The organism is Geobacillus sp. C56-T2, from assembly GCF_007829715.1.
Classification (GTDB): domain Bacteria; phylum Bacillota; class Bacilli; order Bacillales; family Anoxybacillaceae; genus Geobacillus; species Geobacillus icigianus.
In genome coordinates, this window is sequence record NZ_VJWB01000001.1 from 3,410,239 (window position 1) to 3,428,751 (window position 18,513).

Below are 18,513 nucleotides of genomic sequence, written 5' to 3' on the forward strand. Positions count from 1 at the left end.
TCCTGCCGGATTCGGCGAAGCGAACCCTTGACCAACCGAACACCGCCAAAGGTAAAATTCGGTAAAAGCAAGGGCGGCTTTCCTATTGCCTTCTTTTTTGTCCCCGTCGCCCTTGACGACTCTTCCGCACCTTTGGCGGGTGTTGGTCAAGGGCGAATCCGGCTCTCCGCATGCCCCACGATGCTCAATGGGATGGTCTGTGTGGAGTTTTCATAACACTTTTGACGCTACCTCTCTTTTTGTGTTTTCCATTGTACAAAAGAGGGCGCAAAGGGCGCAATTCCATTTTTATCCGTACAGCACGTACGTCTCGTTGGCCTTTTTGCTCGCGGTGGTCGCCTTGATGGCATACTTCCCGGATACACGCATCGCTTTATTGGTTGGTTCGGCCTGGCTCCTTCTCTTGACAGCAGTATATTTCGCAAAAGGCATGCATCGTCGTCAGCACAGCCGTGAACTGATCGATCCGATTTTCAATCTTCTTCCGGCACATCGGTCCGATTTCCTCACTCATGCCGACCAAGTTGCTTCTTGTCCGCTCCGATGTACGCCTGACGAGGGTGATTGGGCTGATCCGGATATTGGAGACGAATTTTTCCTTCCTCTAATAGTTTCCCTAAGTAGTTGTTGCGCAGCCCGTCCGGCGTTCGCTCCAACAGTGCCGCCAGTTCTTTTAAACGAAGCGGCCGTTCATGGCATAAACGAACGATCAATTCCTCCATCACCGCTGGGGCGAGCCGCTTTTTTCGCCGCGCCAATTCCGCCATCTTCCACAACCGTTCATCAACCGCCTCTTCTTCTTCATCCGTACCGCCGATGCCGATTTCGTTACTTACGAAGTTGGGCGCGCTGCTTACGGAGTTGGGCGGTTTAGTTACGGAGTTGGGCGAGATATTCATGGAGTTGGCATCGCTATTTACGGAGTTTTCGGCCTTGCTTGCGAAGTTAGACCCGCTATTTACGTAGTTTAGTTCGTTATTAACGAAGTTTGGCAGTTTAGTTACGGAGTTGGGAGTGTTATTTACGAAGTTTTCATCCCGATCCAACTCGCCTGATTCCATCCATTCTTGTTCGATCTGTTGCACAACTTCGTCTATCCCTGTTTCAATTGTGGCGCTCGTTTCTTCTGGAAACGGCAACAAGCATAGTGTCACGATCGTCCGGTCGGGAGCGGTTTGTTGCGAAATATCGACCGGAGCGGCGAGCGTCCGTCCGCAGCCGTCACTCATCCGTTTCAAACCGGAGCCGGCCCGTTTGCACACGTCGATCAGCAAAAACATTTTAAAAATATTCGGGTTGCGCAAGTTGCTCATTTGCCCAGCCATCGCCGCCTCAATCGGAATGCGAAACCGCCCGGGATTGGCAAAGCGAAACGAAGCGCCGTCCTTCTCTACGATGATGCCGCCTTCCTCCCCATAATCCGCATGGACAAGCGCGTTGACCAACGCCTCCCGCAGCACCATCCGCCCTTCTTCTGACCAAACGTGGCGCTCCGCTTCAGCGAGCACGCGAAAATAAAAATCGTAGACGTTTCCCGACCACGTTCCGTCCTGCGAGGTGAAGCGCTTCGTCCAACCGGCTTCCGCCCGCTCCGCATGCTCCCGATACTCCAAAAAGTACTGCGGGAGCACCTCAGTGATGATCCGCTCTTCACTGAACATCAACAATCCGGCGAGGGTCAACCCTTCTTTGCTGCTGTCGCGCAGTTTGCCCCACGCTCCAATTTTGTATAAAAATTCTTTTGTCTCGAGGCCGTTCCACGGATGGTCGGGCTTCACCCGCGCAAACCGCTCCCGATAGTGATTGACGGTCTCAAAGTTGAGCTCGCTTACGCTGTAATGTTCCAAAATCAGACTGTCGGCCCATGAATGGGCGCGATCATGAAATGGGTTTGTATATTTATTCACTTCTGATCTTCCTTTAACATTATTTTCACAAAATCTTTTTTCCTCTTTTCTTTCTATTGTATCATCTTTTCCTGCCGTTGCGGACGGTTGCGAAAAAAGAAACGGGTGTGGATATGTGGAATAACACGCCATAACCGAGAGCAAACTACCAAAAACGAGACTGTGGGATTCATCACCAAAACGTGTACTTGACAGACGGTGAACTTCTCTAAACAGGTGTAGGCAAAAAATGATTGATTTCCTGTTCTTTCGTGGATGCATAAGTAAGATGTGTGATGAAAAAATCAAGTACAACTTTTGGTGAAGAGTCGACTGTGGACAGTCAAGGAGGTTTCATCCATGTCATCTCTTCCTTCAGCTGTGGAACCATACTGGCGCGATTCCGTTCCGCTTCCGTCGTTTTCAACGCTTGACGAAGACATTTCCGTTGATGTTGCGGTGATCGGCGGCGGCATTTCCGGAATTACGACCGCTTATTTGCTCGCCACGCAAGGAGTCCGTGTCGCTCTTGTCGAGGCCGATCGATTGCTCAACGGAACAACGGGCCATACGACGGCAAAAATCACCGCTCAACACGATCTTATTTACGATGAACTGATCAGTCACTTTGGCGCGGAAAAAGCGCGCCTTTATTACGACGCTTGCATGGATGCGCTCCGCTTCATCCGCCTTACCGTCGAAAGCCAGGAAATCGATTGCGATTTTTGCGAACAAGATGCCTACGTCTATACAACATCTTCCTCCTCTTTACCCAAACTTGTGAAAGAGTGGGAGGCGTACGAACGGCTCGGCATTGAGGGTGCTTTTGTCGATTCGATTCCTCTGCCGCTGCCAGCGACAGCGGCGGTCGTAATGAAAAAACAGGCGCAGTTCCATCCGCTTAAGTATTTACTCAAGCTTGTTGAAGTCATCGTCAACGCCGGCGGCGCCATTTATGAACATACGCCCGCTGCAGACATCGAACAAGGGAAGCGGTTGGCTGTCATCACCCGAAACAAGCGGCGGATTGCGTGCGATCATGTCGCTATTTGCTCCCACTTTCCGTTTTACGATGGGGGATTTTACTTTTCGCGCATGTACGCCGAACGTTCATACGTATTGGGAGTCGCGGTCGCCGAGCCGTATCCGGGCGGGATGTACTTAAGCGCCGACGATCCGAAGCGCTCCATTCGTTCCGCTGCCGCCAACGGCGAGACGCTGATTTTGATCGGGGGCGAGAACCATAAAACCGGCCAAGGTGTACCGACAATGCATCATTACGAGGCGCTGTCCTCATTCGCTTCTCAGCTGTTTACGGTGAAGGACATCCGTTATCGCTGGTCAGCCCAAGACTTGACGACGCTCGATAAAGTGCCGTATATCGGCCCGATGACAGCGGACACACCGACGATTTATGTCGCGACAGGATATCGAAAATGGGGAATGACAAACGGCACCGCCGCCGGACAGCTGCTGTCCGATCTCATTCTCGGCCGCGACAACCGGTATCGCGATTTGTATTCTCCATCGCGTTTTTACGCCGACCCGAGTGTGAAACAATTTTTCGTCACCAATCTAGATGTCGCCAAACACTTGTTGACCGGGAAAATAGAGCCAGTCAGCCGCCGGCCGCAAGATTTGGCGCGCGGCGAAGGGGCGGTTGTCGCGGTCAACGGAAAACGAGCTGGCGCCTACAAAGACGAGGCAGGAAGGCTCCACGTTGTCGATACGACATGCACCCATATGGGCTGCGAATTGGAGTGGAACGGCGGGGATCGAACTTGGGACTGCCCATGTCACGGTTCACGCTTCTCGATCGATGGCGCCGTCGTCGAAGGTCCAGCGACGCGCCCGCTGCGCCGCATCGAATGGGACGCGACATGACGAATGGAAAGTCGATCCCGATTCACGCATGCCCAGCAGTCCAACGAGCTTACCGTTTTCATTTGCTGCTGGCGCCATTCATGGTAAGATAAAAATGGATAAAGGATGGCATCGGCATGACGTTTTCGGGAGGGATGACGCATGGATTTTGAACCGATTTTTCTCACTCCTGTATTCCAAGAACGGATTTGGGGCGGCACAAAGTTGGCCGAACGATTCGGATATGAGATTCCATCCGCACAAACGGGGGAATGTTGGGCGGTATCGGCTCATCCGCATGGTCAGACCAAAATCGCCCGGGGACCGTTTGCCGGAATCACACTGGGACAACTTTGGGAGGAACGCCGCGACTTGTTCGGCCATTTTCCATCGGACCGTTTTCCATTATTGACGAAAATTTTGGATGCGAACGCTGATTTATCAGTGCAAGTTCACCCGGATGACGACTACGCGAAGACACATGAGGGCGGGGAACTCGGCAAAACGGAGTGCTGGTACATCATTGACTGCAAGCCGGGGGCCGAGTTGATTTACGGCCATTATGCGGAAACAAAGGAACAGCTGCGCGCCATGATGGAGGCGGGGGAGTGGGACCGCCTGCTCCGGAAAGTGCCCATTCAGCCCGGTGACTTTTTCTATGTCCCGAGCGGCACGATCCATGCGCTCTGCGAAGGAACGCTCGTTCTTGAGACGCAACAAAGCTCCGACACAACGTACCGCGTCTATGACTACGACCGCGTCGACAGCCAAGGACGGAAACGCGAACTCCATCTGGAAAAAGCGCTGGATGTCACCACGGTTCCGCACCGTGATGCCGATGTTCGCCCCTATGTCGCCGAGCTTCCAGGGTCAACGGTGACGACCTTCGTGGAGGGGGATTACTTTGGCGTCCAAAAATGGAACATCCATGACACGTTCACGTCAGCGCAGACAAAGCCGTTTCTCATTGTCAGCATCCTCCGGGGCGAAGGCGAACTCATCCACAATGGGCGCGCTTATCCGCTTCGCCACGGGGACCATTTGATTTTACCGCACCAATTTGGCCGCTTCACGATCCAAGGGACACTCGAGGCGATCGTCTCATGGCCGCGGGCAGGCAAATAAACGGGCCGTGCTCGCCGCGCCTAGCACGATGTCTCTGCTGGATAAGGAACAGGCGCTCCGTCGTTTCGCACGGGCGCCTGCTTTCTTTTTTCCCTAGTCCTCACCCTCTGCTTTGGCCGAGACGATACACCGCAGCGATGTGTCGCGCCGTCTGCACCACATACTGCTCCGCCTGCTCCAGCGCCTTGTCAAGCGGCACGACGCCAGGAACAATCGTAAACAATGCGTCAATGCCGTGATCCAACACGACATGACTGTCTTCGCCCAATGACCCGGCAATGCCGATGACCGGGACGCCAAACTGTTTCGCTGTTTTCGCGACACCGATCGGCGTTTTGCCGAAAACCGTCTGTCCATCGATCCGTCCCTCGCCCGTGATCACCAAATCAGCGTCTTTGACGCGTTCTGCTAGTTGGACGGCTTCGATCACAATATCGACGCCGCGCCTCAACCGCGCCTTTAGAAACGCCAGCAATCCCGCTCCTAAGCCACCCGCCGCACCAGCGCCTGGGATGTCGCCGACCCGCCTCCCGAGTTCGCGCTCGACGACATCCGCATAATGCGCCAAATTCCGGTCGAGAACGGCGACCATGTCGGGCGTCGCCCCTTTTTGCGGGCCAAAGATGACGGACGCACCGTTCGGCCCCGTAAGCGGATTCTCGACGTCACAAGCGACCTCAATGCAAACGTCTTCAAGGCGTGGATCTAGCCCAGAAAGGTCAATCGCATATAGATCGGCCAAAGCGCCTCCTCCCGGACCAATGTCGCGGCCGTCGCGATCCAACAGCCGTCCACCTAGCGCTTGCACCATGCCCGCTCCCCCGTCGTTCGTCGCACTGCCGCCAATGCCGATCACCAAGCGAGTCGCCCCGGCATCGAGCGCCGCACGAATTAATTCCCCTGTTCCGCGCGTCGTCGTCAGCAGCGGATTGCGGCGATGGCGCGGAACAAGGTGGAGTCCCGAGGCGGCCGCCATTTCAATCACCGCTGTCTTTCCGTCGCCAAGCAAGCCGAAAAACGCCGGCACAGGGTCGCCTAACGGTCCTGTCACTTCGACGTTTATCAAGCGGCCATTCGTTGCGTCAACCAGCGATTGTACGGTTCCTTCCCCGCCATCGGCCATCGGCACTTTCACAAAGTCCGCTTCCGGAAACACGGCGCGAAACCCGCGCTCCACCGCCTCAGCGACTTCGAGCGCCGAAAGACTTTCCTTAAATGAATCAGGAGCAATGACAATTTTCACATTTTCCCCTCCCTAGCTTTGGTGTTCATGTCAAATTTCGCGAAAAAAGTCGAAAAACAATGCCATTTTGTCTATTTTCACAATTATGTATATAGTACTATAATAGACTTAACTGCTCGTTTGTTTGTTCCAAATAAGAACATATTCATGCCTTTGGGCGCCGTCTTCACCGCCCGCTGCCGCCTGCCGCCGCTCAAACGGTGACCGGGAACGCGCTGCCATGGTGGTTGGCCATCCTTTTCTTTGGCGTTGTTTCACCAGCCCAAAAGTTGTCAGAGGTCAGATCATAGGAGAGAGTTGAGATGTTATTTCAAGCGCGACCAGTGATTTTCATCCTTTTTTTCGTTTCGATCATCATCGTTGCTGTGTCCGAGCCGCCCGTCCTTGATCGCACTTATGCCGTTGCCTTGTTGTTTTACTGGTTGTTTTCGAGCTTATATTCGCATTTGCGCGTCGTCGACAAAACGAAAAACAACATTCCGGTCGACTACGGCATCAACTATAGCCTGTCGTTCGCCTTGTTTGCCGGCCCGCTTGGACTGTTTCTGTTCGAGGCGTTGCTTCGCTTGACAGAGCATGGGACGAAAAAGTACTTGAAAACCGCGGAGCCTGATGAATGGCTGCACACGCTGTACAACATCGGCTCGTTTGTGACATTCAATTCGCTGGCATTTGCCATATACAGCTTCTTGGCTCCACTGTTTGAGACCGTTCCGTTCATCGGATTTTGGCTGCTGATCTTCCTGCTTGTTGTGACCGTTTCCTTCTTGACTGACTGTTGCTTAATCGTCATTTTCTACATAACGGGCGACATTCAAACAAGGCGCGAAGCTCTCGATTTTATTAAAACGAGAAGCTGGGCTGATATGGCTAAAACCGCGCTGACCAATGGCTTGCTGTTTCTCTTTTTGCAAGAGCAGCGCTGGGACATGCTTTTAAGCTTGTTTCTGCTCAACTATTTCGTCAGCCGCTCCTTTTTTTCCAAGTCACAAAGCATCCAGCATAAGCTCGAGCGCGACCATTTTGAAAAAATGGCTTATACCGACTTTTTGACCGGCGTCCACAACCGCGCCTTCATGGACCAAACGATTGCCAAGCTAAACGGAACAGGGGAATGGATCGGCGTTGTCGTCGCCGACATCGACAATTTTAAGAGAATTAATGACACATACAATCACGCGGTCGGCGATGAAGTCATCCGCCACTTTACCTCAATCTTAAGACGATTTTTGCAAGAAGAAGATTTTCTATTCCGCAGCGGCGGCGAGGAATTTACGATGTTTTTGCGCCATCGCACCTTTGAACAATGCATCCAACTTGTGGAAGAAATGCGAAAAGCGGTGCAACGCAGCACGGTGTTTGTCGATTATGGGACGGGCAAACAGACCGTATCGTATACATCGTCCTTTGGTCTTTACTTTTTTCGAGCCGAGGGGACGATGTCAATCGAAAAGGCGTACATTTATGCCGATCATTTATTGCTTCGCTCAAAAGAAAGCGGCAAAAACAAAGTGTCTGCCCAATGTGGGGGAGCTGCCTAGTCAGGCCGCTCCTTTTCCGTCCCCTCGCCAGCGCACCGGTCAACCGGAACAAGCGAAAAACCCGGCTATCACCCGAGGCGAACGCCGATATCCCAGCCCGCTTTGTTTACGAAACGACCTGTCTTACTTATGATACGGCTCCCCCCGGTTGATGCGGAAGGCGCGGTAAATTTGCTCGAGCAAAATGAGCCGCATCAGCTGATGGGGGAACGTCATTTTTGAAAACGACAGCGCCTCATCGGCACGCGCCATCACTCGTCTGCTCAAGCCGAGCGATCCGCCGATGACGAAAGCGATGTTGCTTTGCCCGTAGGTCGCCAGCTCATCGAGATGGGCAGCAAACTGCTCGGACGATTTCATCTTCCCTTCGATAGCCAGCGCGATCACATAGGCGCTGTCAGGGATGTGAGCCAACAGCCGCTCTCCCTCTCGCTCTTTGATTCGTTCCTCTTCAAGCAGACTCGCCCGCTCGGGAGTTTTTTCGTCCGCCACCTCGATGATCTCGATTTTGGCATACGGGGATAACCGCTTTTTATATTCATTCACTCCGGCAATTAGGTAAGTCTCTTTCAACTTACCCACAGCGGCAATGCAAATATGCACAATCCATCCCCACCTTGTAAACACTTTATCAACAACATTTATCCACATATACACAATATATATCCACATATTGTGTAAAAATATTAGCTTCCTACTACATATATGGCCTTCTTCCCACAAAACCAACACCTGTTTTCATCGTTATCCACAGGGGCCAAGTCAGGGGCTCGTTCCGTTTCATCCACATATTCATCAATGGCGGCATCAATGTGTTCTTCACATGTGAATATCATCGCTTCCCCCCTCCTTATCGCCCGTTTATGAGCAGGAATCCGTGCCAGCCAACCGGTTCGTTCATGGAAAAGTTCCAGGGGCAGCGCCCCGCCCTCCACCCAAGGATGAAAATCCGTGCCAGTTCGGCGTTTTCACGGAAAGAAGGAGCGGTCTCGCTCCTTCTTCTTTGTTTAATACGATTCACGCGCCAGTTTTAAAGTAACTGTCCGTTTTTTCCCATCGCGGTAAAATGTTACGTCCATCCGGTCTCCAATCGACTTTTTCGTGTACAAATACTTGCGCAGATCGAGCACGTTGCGAATTTTCTCGCCGTCAAGCGCCACAATGACGTCGAATTGCTGCAAGCCGGCTTGGGCCGCTGGCGACATCGGCACAACTTGAATAACGGCGGCACCTTCGGTTACGTTTGCCGGCAAATGAAGCGTCTCCTGCCAATGATATGACGGAATGTCGCTTAACGACCGAAGTTCCACGCCCATATATGGGCGGCGCACTTGACCATATCGCTCCAAATCGGAAATGATCGGGATGGCGGCATTGATCGGAATGGCAAACCCGATGCCCTCGACGGCCTCTTGAGCGATTTTCATGGAATTAATGCCGATGACTTGCCCTTTAATATTCACAAGGGCGCCGCCGCTGTTGCCCGGGTTGATGGCCGCATCGGTCTGCAATACTTCGGCATTCCAGTCGGGATTGCCGTCTTGATCCAAATCCACTTCCACCGTCCGGTTCGTTCCGGAGATGATGCCTTGCGTCACTGAGCCTGCGAACTGCAAACCGAGCGGATTGCCAATGGCGATTACCGGCTCTCCCGGCTTCACGGCGTCAGAGTCGCCGAACTGGGCGACTTTTTTCACATGTTTCGCCTCAATTTCCAGCACGGCCAAATCCATCAGTACATCGCTCCCGAGCAGCTTCGCCGGCACCCTCGTTCCGTCCTTCAAGCTGACTTCCAGCTGGCTTGCATTTTCAACGACATGATGGTTTGTGACGATAAACGCCCTTCCTCCCGCCTTTTTGTAAATGACACCCGATCCAACGCCGGTTTCTTCACCTTGTGACCAGAAGCCTGCCGCTTGAATATTGACAACGCCAACAACGGCATCCGACACTTGAGCGATGGCTTTCGTGACCGCTGTGGTCACATCAACAGAAACGCTTTGCTGGATGGGAGGGGTGCCATTGTCCCCTGACCGCTCTTCTCCGCCAGCTTGCTCGGAAGGGGCAACATCGTATGGGAGAATGTCCCAACGGGAAAGCGCTGGAATCGAAAGGAGCACGAGCCCGCCTCCTAGTATGGCGCCGACGAACGCCGAGGCAAACGAGCCGCCGCGCCGTGTTCGTCTCGTTTGACCGTGCGATTCATAATGATCATCGTAATATCCCATGCCCACCACCCTTTCTATATTTCTCTCCATCCCTCATTATAATCATGAACAGAGGAAAAAATCCAATCGTTGCCCGTTGCGCAGCCAAAGCCGCACCGCCATTAGACGCAAGCGAGCGCGGTCGCCTGATGCGGATCGGTATCGTACAGATGAAAGCGGCCGCCGACCGCGAGGCCTTTTTGTTCCAGTGTTTGCGCCACGGTCATGCGCGCCAGCTCCTTCATATTGTTGTCTTGGCTCAGATGGGCCAAATAAATTCGCTTCGTCCGGTCGCCGATCACATCGGCCAGCGCCAAGCCCGCCTCCTCGTTCGAAATGTGGCCAACATCGCTTAAAATGCGGCGCTTGACGTTCCACGGATACCTTCCCATCCGCAACATGCCGATGTCATGGTTGCTTTCAAACACGAACACGTCGGCGTTCTCCACTGTCTTTTTCATCCGCTCGCTCACATAACCGGTGTCGGTGAGCAAGGCGAGTTTTTTTCCGCCGCAATGGAAGACGTAAAACATCGGCTCGGCAGCGTCGTGAGAAACACCGAATGATTCTACATCAAGATCGCCGAACGTCTTTACCGCGCCGAGGGGAAAAACGAACTTTTGTTCACTCGGGATTTCCCCGACCGCCGCCTCCATCGCTCGCCATGTTTTTTCATTGGCAAAGATCGGCAAGCGATATTTGCGCGCTAAGACGCCAAGCCCCTTAATGTGATCGCTATGTTCATGGGTGACAAGAAGCGCATGCAGTTCGCTTGGGTGACGGCCGATTTGCGCAAACAGCGCCTCCAGTTGTTTGCCGCTCAAACCGGCATCGACAAGCAGACGGTGGCGATCCGTTTCCACATAAAAGGCGTTGCCGGTGCTGCCGCTTGCCAGTACGCTAAATCGCATCGTCATGTTCGTTTTCACTCCAAAACATTTCCTTGGTCATTGATGACTTGTCCTTCAAAGGCGTTGACGAAATAATCTTCCTTTCGATTGACAACAATATGCCATGTCGGTGTCAATACTTGAGAGGCGGTGAATTGGACAAGCCCGTAATAGCCGAGTTCGACCTTAGTGACGCGGTCCCCCGGCTGCAAATACCCTTTTCGATACAGCGTTTCAAGCGCCTTGATCGCCGGGACGATGTCTTGTTTTCGTTCATATTTTTCCAAGTCGTCCAACATCGTCTGTTCGTAGGACAATGCTTCCTGCTTTTTGTTTACATGGATGACCAGCTTGCTGTTTTCGTTGCCATAAATCATTTTGCCGTCGTACACTTGATAACAGATAACTGTCCCTTCATTTTCATTGAACGACCAAAAGGCATACTGCCCCCCGTTGACCATGTAATGCTGCAAAAACTCGCGCAGTCGATACGGGTCATCGACCGGCAAGACAAGCGGACGGGTAAATGTTCCTTTGATTTTCGTTTTTCCTTCGATTTTCACTTTTTGGCTCGGCAACTTTTTCACATCGGCCTCGGTAAATAGGCGACTTTTGCCGCTGACATACGCCGCCTTCGTCACTTCTTTTGGCAGCTCGACATACGTAATGCCATTGGCCTCAAGCTGCTCTTCAATCGTCGTTTCTAAAATGACGTCCAGCTGGCTGCTGCTTCGTTTTTCCATAAATTGATAGCCTAAAAAGCAGTCGAGGACGAGGAAGACGATGATAAAAATGGTCTTCGTTTTACTCCAATCCATCCGTTTCCCCTCCTCGTTCCGTTCCGCTCGGCTCCACCTTTTTCCACGTTTGCCCGTATAAATAAAACCATGCTGGTTCAAGGCGGATCACTTTTTCCCGATCGGGATCTTTCACGAGCTCATAGCCGATGACGATATTTTTGATCAGCGACCGGCGGACGCCTTTCATTTGTTCGAGCTGTTTGACGGCTTCGCGGCCGGACGGCAGCGTTTTCGGCGTGCGGCTGCGATCGGCGATTTCTAAGCGAAAGAGCGGGCGTTGATACTTCATTAAGTCGCTCGCCCCCCACGTTTCCACAATTTCAGACATGCCATACTCGTTAAAGACAGGGTAGCCGTTCACAAAGAGCCGGAACACGACTTTCCGATCTTCTTCGTTCCAGCGGGCGAAATGGTACAGATCCGTCCAGCCGCCATGTTCATTGACAAAATCGATGCTTTTTTGAATGAGATGGGTTTCCGGCTCCGTCTGCCCGCTGTTCGAGACGCGCGCCGCTGGATTGACGTATAAAAGCATGCGTTGCAGAAAATCGACATTCATCAGCCTTGATCCGTCCGTATACTCTTCACCGAACGGAATGAAGTCTTTTTTGACGAAGCTGGGGTCGCTAAACAGCGCCTCTTTAAACTTATCAGCGTCCAGCTCATCTGTGTAATATTGCAGGCTGTTCAACGTCACTTCTTTTTCCGGCAAATAAAGTTGCTTCGTTTCACTGATCGGGTAGGCGAAATACCGAGGAAAACGGTTCGCCTCCCTCGCCAGCCGGTTGATGACGGATGGCGAAGCGTCGGTGGCGGTCGCCCGGTAAATTTTCCGCTTGTCGGTCGCGATAAAGTATACAGGAAACTCGTCCTTTCCGCCAAGCGGAACAACGAGACGGTCAAACGCCAATCCTTCCGTTTTTTTGTCTTCAATCGTAAAAATCAAGCGGTAAATATCCATCGGCACTTCGTCGGGATAAATGACTTCCAGCCGCTCCTTGCCGCTTAAAAACGATAAAAACTTCCCTTGTGGGACAGAAGAAGAAATATCTTCGAAGTCATCAAGCGACCATTTTTTGATCTCTTTTAGCGCCTCATTTTTTTCCTCTTCTTTCACGACCGCATAGTGGATCCCGTTTTTATGAATCAGCACTTGTTCCGGCTGCACAACCATTGCCGTGTCCACTTGCGTATTGCTTACGGAGACGTGTTGAATGTATTCATCGCTGCTTTGCAACACGTCATATTTCGGGTGGTATGTCCATAAAGCAAACGTCAACATCACGCTGATGAATACGAGCGCCGTCAACACGATGGTTTTGATCGTCTCATACATCGTCCCAGTCATCCTTTTGTTCTCGTTCTACCGGCAGCGTAAAATAAATCGTCGTTCCTTTATGCTCTTTGCTTTCCGCCCAAATCGTCCCGCCATGGGCAAGCACCACTTCCTTGGCAATGGCCAGCCCAAGGCCGGTCCCGCCCAGTTTGCGCGACCGCGCCTTATCAACGCGGTAAAAACGTTCAAATATTTTGCCTAAGTCAGCCTTCGGAATGCCGACCCCTTCGTCGCTAACGCTGACGATGATTTCATCAGCTAGCTGGCGCACGCGGAACGTAATCGTCCCGCCTTGAGGAGAGTATTTCAACGCGTTGGAAATGATGTTGTCCAACACTTGCGTAATTTTGTCCTCATCCACTTCAATAAAAATCGCCTCACGGGGAATTTTGCGGACGAACCGGATGTTGTCGCTTTTCGTCAGCTCAAACCGGTCAATGACTTTATGAAAATAGGCTGAAAAATTGATCCACGTTTTCTTGAGCTTATAGTCTTTGCTGTCGAGCTTGGACAGATGAAGCAAATCGTTGACGAGCCGGATCATCCGCTCGGTTTCATTTTGCACGACTTGAATGAACCTTGGAGCGATGTCTTTATCTTGCCAAGCGCCGTCGGCGAGCGCTTCTAAATAGCTTTTCATCGTCGTGAGCGGTGTGCGCAATTCATGCGACACATTGGCGACAAACTGCCGCCGCTCGCGGTCGATTTTTTCCTGTTCGGTAATGTCGTGCAAAACGACGATCAATCCGTTGACAAATCCGCCCTCTTTTTGAATCACCGACAACGACGCGCGCAAAATGTACAGTTCCTCATCCGTGCTGAAATCTAAAATGAGCGAATCGCGCTCCTCTAGCAGCGTTTCAAACGTATACTGGTCGGCAAGGCCGAGCACGTCAACGATCGAACTCGACAGCACTGTTTCACGTGAAACATTCAAAATGTTTAGCGCGGCATCGTTAATGAGAATGACGCGCCCCCGGCGGTCGGTCGCGATCACGCCATCGGTCATATGCGTCAACACTGACTCGAGCTTGCGCCGCTCCCCTTCGGTGGTCGCCTGCGCCTCTTGCAATTTTTTCGTCAAATTGTTGAATGTCATCGCCAATTGGCCGATCTCATCGTAGCCGTACACTTTGACTTTGCGGGAGAAGTCTCCCCTTGTCATCGCCAGTGCTTGCCGGCGCATATCGGAAATCGGACGAGTGATCGTGCGCGACAAAAAAATGCCGAGCACGGCGGTAATGGCGAGAGCGATCCCCGTCCCGGTCGCCAAAATCATATTGATTTGCCGCATTTGCGAAAAGACGTTTTCCATCGAGGCGATGATGTAAATAACGCCCTTAATTTCCCCGCTCGTTTTGATCGGTGTCGAGGAAATATACATGCGATGGCCCGTCTTTTGATCGAGCATCATTTGATCAACCATTTCTCCCGTGACAAGCGAGCGTTTGATGTAAATTTGCGTTGTCCGCTTTCCGACGATGTTTTGCGTATATGGGTTGGACGTCGCCAGCACTTTTCCTTTGTCATCAATCACTTGCACTTCGGAAATGTCTTGAGAAACGAAGTCATGAAGAAGCGAGCGGATGTCTTCTTCTAATGTCGGGCTCTTCTCATCCCGCTCTCGATTCATCGCCTGTTCAACATTATAAGCGAGCAGCGTCACCCGCTCATTCAACGAGTTTTTAAAGTTTTGCACGAGTTCGGTTTCCAATTTGCGGACGAAGTAGACGCCGATAATTTGCATGGCGACGAGAATCAACAGCACATAAATGATGACAAACTTAAAATGAATGGAACGAAACGGCCCTACTTTTTTCATGTTCGTTCATGACTCCTGTTCCGGGTTGCGCAAATAGTAACCGACCCCGCGGCGGGTGACGATCCAATTCGGGTGGGATGGATTGTCTTCAATTTTTTCCCGCAACCGCCTTACCGTCACATCGACCGTGCGCACATCGCCATAATAGTCGTAACCCCAGACCGTTTGCAGCAGATGTTCGCGCGTCATGACTTGTCCAATGTGTCTGGCTAAATAGTGGAGAAGCTCAAATTCGCGATGGGTCAGTTCGATCGTTTCGCCCCGCTTCTGTACGACATAGGCGTCCGGACGAATAACGAGCGGGCCGATGGCAATTTCATTCGTTTCGCTTCCCTCTCCTTCTTGCGCGGCTGTTTGCGCATGGCGGCGCAAGTTCGCCTTCACCCGCGCGAGGAGCTCGCGCGTGCTGAACGGCTTGGTCACATAATCGTCCGCGCCGAGCTCCAACCCGAGCACTTTATCAATCTCGGAATCTTTCGCCGTCAGCATAATAATCGGCATGTCATATTTTTTCCGCACTTCGCGACAAACTTCCATGCCGTCTTTTAACGGCAGCATAATATCCAATAAAATCAAGTCCGGCATCGTTTCTTCGACTTTTTGCAGCGCCTCTTCGCCGTCGTAGGCGCAAATGACTTCATATCCTTCTTTTTGCAAGTTAAATTGCAAAATATCGGCAATCGGTTTTTCATCGTCGACGACTAAAATGCGTTTTTCCATCTCGCTCACATCCTTCCTTTTGCGATGGAATGCTATCATTACTAATTTACCATGTTATGAACACGAAATCATCCGTTGCCGGCTACCATTTTGAGGAGTCGAGCGAAATTGGCGCTTTCGTTTTGCCGCCCAATGACGAAACAGGCATAGACGCCATGCATCTATGCCTGTTTTTCCTATGGTCTGCTGCCGCTGTTTACGCGTAGACGCTGCGAACGACATTCGTTTGCGAGCGATCGGGACCGACGGAGAAAATCGAAAGCGGAATGCCGGTGAGCTGGGAAATGCGCTCGACGTAATGGCGGGCGTTCGCCGGCAGTTCATCAAGACTTTTCACGCCGGTAATATCCTCTGTCCAACCAGACAGCTCCTCATAAATTGGTTCGCATTCGGCCAACACTTTTAAGCTTGCAGGAAACTCTTCAAGCACTTGGCCGCGGTAACGATAGGCAACGCAAATTTTCAACGTTTCGATGCCGGTCAACACGTCGATCGAGTTGAGCGACAAGTCGGTAATGCCGCTCACCCGGCGGGCATGGCGGACGACGACGCTGTCAAACCAGCCGACGCGGCGCGGCCGACCGGTCGTCGTCCCGTACTCGCGGCCGACTTCGCGAATGCGATCGCCGATTTCATCATGCAATTCCGTCGGAAACGGCCCGTCGCCGACGCGCGTCGTATACGCTTTTGCCACTCCGACGACATGTTTGATCTTCGTCGGGCCGACGCCGGCGCCGATCGTCACCCCGCCCGCGACCGGGTTCGACGATGTGACAAACGGATAAGTCCCTTGGTCGATATCGAGCATGACGCCTTGCGCCCCTTCAAACAAGACGCGGCGCCCTTCATCCAAGGCGTTGTTCAATACGACCGAGGTGTCGCAGACGTACGTAGCGATTTGTTGGCCGTACTCGTAGTATTGTTCGAAAATGTCTTCCAGCCGGAAGCCTTCCACTCCGTATACCTTTTCAAACAGCACGTTTTTCTCTTCCAAATTGCGAGCCAACTTTTCGGCAAACACCTCGCGGTCAAGCAAGTCAACGATGCGGATGCCAACCCGGGCCGCTTTGTCCATGTATGCCGGCCCGATTCCTTTTTTCGTCGTGCCGATTTTGTTCGCGCCTTTCCGCTCTTCTTCCAGCTCGTCCAGCTTCAAGTGGTACGGCAAAATGACGTGGGCGCGGTTGCTGATGCGCAAGTTGTCGGTCGCAACGCCGCGCTCGTGCAAGTACGAAAGCTCGGCGACGAGCGCCTTCGGGTCGACGACCATCCCGTTGCCGATGACGCAAATTTTATCTTTATAGAAAATGCCCGATGGGATCAAATGCAGCTTATACTTCTCTCCATTGAACACGATCGTGTGCCCGGCGTTGTTTCCCCCTTGATATCGGGCAATGACCTCTGCGTTTTCCGATAAAAAATCCGTAATTTTTCCTTTCCCTTCATCGCCCCATTGCGTGCCGACAACAACGACTGACGACATGGCGAGCACCTCCAGTTTTCCTCGGTCTGAACATTGTCAGTGTATCAGTTTTCAGCCGCAAAGTCAATGAAACACGAACATTCAAAACATCCTTATCTTGTTTTATTCGTCAATGATTCACTGGAGGCATCGACAAGGCGACGTTGCGCAGGCACGGCAGAATCAGAGGCAACCGCCGGCTGCACACCGTTACGCTCCGGGCGGAATGTGCGCCTCATCGAAGCGGCGTTCTAAGTTGACAAATTTGTTGTACTCTTTAATAAAGGCGAGCTGCACCGTTCCGACTGGACCGTTCCGCTGTTTGGCGATGATGATTTCAATGATGTTTTTATGCTCCGAATCTTTGTTATAGTAGTCGTCGCGGTACAAAAAGGCGACAATATCCGCATCCTGCTCAATGCTTCCCGATTCGCGAATATCGGACATCATCGGCCGCTTATCTTGGCGCTGCTCTACGCTCCGCGACAGCTGCGACAAGGCGATGATCGGCACCTCAAGTTCACGGGCGAGCGCCTTTAACGAACGGGAAATTTCCGATACTTCCTGTTGGCGGTTTTCCCGATTGCGTCCGCTTCCTTGAATGAGCTGCAAATAGTCAATGACAATCATGCCAAGGCCGCTTTCTTGTTTCAGTCGACGGCATTTGGCGCGAATGTCGCTGACGCGGATGCTCGGCGTATCGTCGATGTAAATGCCGGCATTGGATAAGCTGCCCATCGCCATCGTCAACTTGCCCCAATCTTCCGGCGTCAGCTTGCCCGTGCGCAAGCTTTGTGCGTTGATGTTGCCTTCGGCGCAAAGCATCCGCATCACAAGCTGCTGAGCGCTCATTTCCAAGCTGAAAATCGCCACGTTTTCGTTTGTTTTCGTTGCGACATTTTGCGCGATATTCAAGGCAAACGCGGTTTTTCCAACTGACGGCCGGGCAGCGACGATAATCAAATCGCTGCGCTGAAAACCGGACGTCATCCGGTCCAGTTCGGTAAACCCCGTCGGGATGCCGGTGATATCCCCGTTCCGATTGTGGAGCATTTCAATATTGTCATAGGTCTGAACGAGAATATCGCGAATCGTTTTAAAACCACCGGAATGTTTCCGTTGGGAAACTTCCATAATTTTTCGTTCCGCCTCGTCGAGCAGGATGTCAATCTCATCTTCGCGGGTGTATCCGTCTTGGGCGATCGATGTCGCCGTGCGGATGAGGCGGCGAAGCACCGATTTCTCTTCAACAATGCGGGCGTAATATTCGACGTTGGCCGCCGTCGGCACCGAATCCGCCAGCTCGCTTAAATACGAAACGCCGCCCACTTCCTCAAGCTGCTCGGAGGCGGCGAGTTCCGCCGTCACCGTCACTAAATCAACCGGCTCGCCTTTATCAGCCACCCGGAGCATGGCATGAAAAATTTTTTGGTGTGCCACACGGTAAAAATCTTCGGGAATCAGTCGTTCGGAGGCGAGCGTCAGTGCGGTAGGATCCAAAAATACGGCGCCAAGCACAGCCTGCTCGGCTTCGATGCTTTGCGGAGGAATTCGTTCGGAAAACAGTTCGCTCATCGGTTTCACCACCTTTTCCCCCGTGTTTTTCATTCTACGCCAA

The 18,513-nt window shown here is 52.3% G+C and carries 15 protein-coding genes and 1 pseudogene; 4 read left to right on the plus strand and 12 right to left on the minus strand.

Going from position 1 to position 18,513, the window contains the following annotated elements; translation table 11 throughout:
• Positions 1–286: 286 nt before the first annotated feature.
• Positions 287–454, plus strand: a pseudogene (locus GC56T2_RS18250) (amino acid permease); the annotation flags it as partial.
• Between the two features lie 52 nt (positions 455–506).
• Here GC56T2_RS18250 and GC56T2_RS16960 read toward each other — a convergent pair.
• Positions 507–1,907 carry a putative DNA binding domain-containing protein gene (locus tag GC56T2_RS16960; protein WP_144976863.1) on the minus strand — a complete coding sequence of 467 codons (1,401 nt, stop codon included), beginning with the start codon at positions 1,905–1,907 and terminating at the stop codon, positions 507–509.
• A 339-nt stretch (positions 1,908–2,246) separates the two neighbouring features.
• Between GC56T2_RS16960 and GC56T2_RS16965 the strand changes: the two genes are divergently transcribed.
• Together GC56T2_RS16965 and manA are read left to right on the plus strand one after the other, a co-directional pair.
• Positions 2,247–3,770 carry an FAD-dependent oxidoreductase gene (locus GC56T2_RS16965; protein WP_144976865.1) on the plus strand — a complete coding sequence of 508 codons (1,524 nt, stop codon included), beginning with the start codon at positions 2,247–2,249 and terminating at the stop codon, positions 3,768–3,770.
• A 141-nt stretch (positions 3,771–3,911) separates the two neighbouring features.
• Positions 3,912–4,874, plus strand: coding sequence for a mannose-6-phosphate isomerase, class I (manA, locus tag GC56T2_RS16970; protein WP_144976867.1), 963 nt, complete (start codon positions 3,912–3,914; stop codon positions 4,872–4,874).
• A 100-nt stretch (positions 4,875–4,974) separates the two neighbouring features.
• Here manA and GC56T2_RS16975 read toward each other — a convergent pair whose 3' ends face one another.
• A complete protein-coding gene (locus tag GC56T2_RS16975) occupies positions 4,975–6,117 on the minus strand; it encodes a glycerate kinase (protein WP_144976869.1) in 1,143 nt (380 codons plus the stop codon).
• Between the two features lie 302 nt (positions 6,118–6,419).
• Here GC56T2_RS16975 and GC56T2_RS16980 point away from each other — a divergent pair, with 302 nt between their 5' ends.
• The gene (locus tag GC56T2_RS16980; protein WP_144976871.1) at positions 6,420–7,658 is read left to right on the plus strand and encodes a GGDEF domain-containing protein; all 1,239 of its coding nucleotides are present in this window, start codon (positions 6,420–6,422) and stop codon (positions 7,656–7,658) included.
• Positions 7,659–7,781: 123 nt separating this feature from the next.
• Here the strand turns inward: GC56T2_RS16980 and rlmH are convergent, their stop codons facing one another.
• From rlmH to dnaB, 10 genes are all read right to left on the minus strand, one after another.
• Positions 7,782–8,261: a 23S rRNA (pseudouridine(1915)-N(3))-methyltransferase RlmH gene (gene rlmH / locus GC56T2_RS16985; RefSeq protein ID WP_144976873.1), complete on the minus strand. Its 480-nt coding sequence runs from the start codon at positions 8,259–8,261 to the stop codon at positions 7,782–7,784.
• An 83-nt stretch (positions 8,262–8,344) separates the two neighbouring features.
• Positions 8,345–8,494, minus strand: coding sequence for a CxxH/CxxC protein (locus GC56T2_RS16990; RefSeq protein WP_081897153.1), 150 nt, complete (start codon positions 8,492–8,494; stop codon positions 8,345–8,347).
• Between the two features lie 171 nt (positions 8,495–8,665).
• Positions 8,666–9,886, minus strand: a complete 1,221-nt coding sequence (locus GC56T2_RS16995; RefSeq protein ID WP_144976875.1) for a S1C family serine protease — start codon at positions 9,884–9,886, stop codon at positions 8,666–8,668.
• Between the two features lie 101 nt (positions 9,887–9,987).
• Positions 9,988–10,782 (minus strand): MBL fold metallo-hydrolase, encoded by a 795-nt coding sequence (locus GC56T2_RS17000; RefSeq protein WP_144976877.1) that lies wholly within the window; start codon positions 10,780–10,782, stop codon positions 9,988–9,990.
• Between the two features lie 8 nt (positions 10,783–10,790).
• A complete protein-coding gene (locus GC56T2_RS17005) occupies positions 10,791–11,573 on the minus strand; it encodes a two-component system regulatory protein YycI (protein WP_144976879.1) in 783 nt (260 codons plus the stop codon).
• Positions 11,560–12,891 (minus strand): YycH family regulatory protein, encoded by a 1,332-nt coding sequence (locus GC56T2_RS17010; protein ID WP_144977442.1) that lies wholly within the window; start codon positions 12,889–12,891, stop codon positions 11,560–11,562. Before GC56T2_RS17010 ends, GC56T2_RS17005 begins: the two co-directional genes overlap by 14 nt.
• Entirely contained in the window at positions 12,884–14,713 is a 1,830-nt protein-coding gene (walK, locus tag GC56T2_RS17015; RefSeq protein ID WP_144976881.1) for a cell wall metabolism sensor histidine kinase WalK, read from the minus strand. The genes GC56T2_RS17010 and walK overlap by 8 nt, the downstream gene beginning before the upstream one ends.
• A 6-nt stretch (positions 14,714–14,719) precedes the next feature.
• Complete coding sequence (yycF, locus tag GC56T2_RS17020) at positions 14,720–15,433, minus strand: response regulator YycF (RefSeq protein ID WP_033017880.1); 714 nt, start codon at positions 15,431–15,433, stop codon at positions 14,720–14,722.
• A gap of 196 nt (positions 15,434–15,629) precedes the next feature.
• Positions 15,630–16,916 carry an adenylosuccinate synthase gene (locus GC56T2_RS17025; protein ID WP_144976885.1) on the minus strand — a complete coding sequence of 429 codons (1,287 nt, stop codon included), beginning with the start codon at positions 16,914–16,916 and terminating at the stop codon, positions 15,630–15,632.
• A gap of 189 nt (positions 16,917–17,105) precedes the next feature.
• On the minus strand, positions 17,106–18,470 hold the full coding sequence (gene dnaB / locus GC56T2_RS17030) for a replicative DNA helicase (RefSeq protein ID WP_033017901.1): 1,365 nt from the start codon (positions 18,468–18,470) through the stop codon (positions 17,106–17,108).
• Positions 18,471–18,513: the final 43 nt, after the last annotated feature.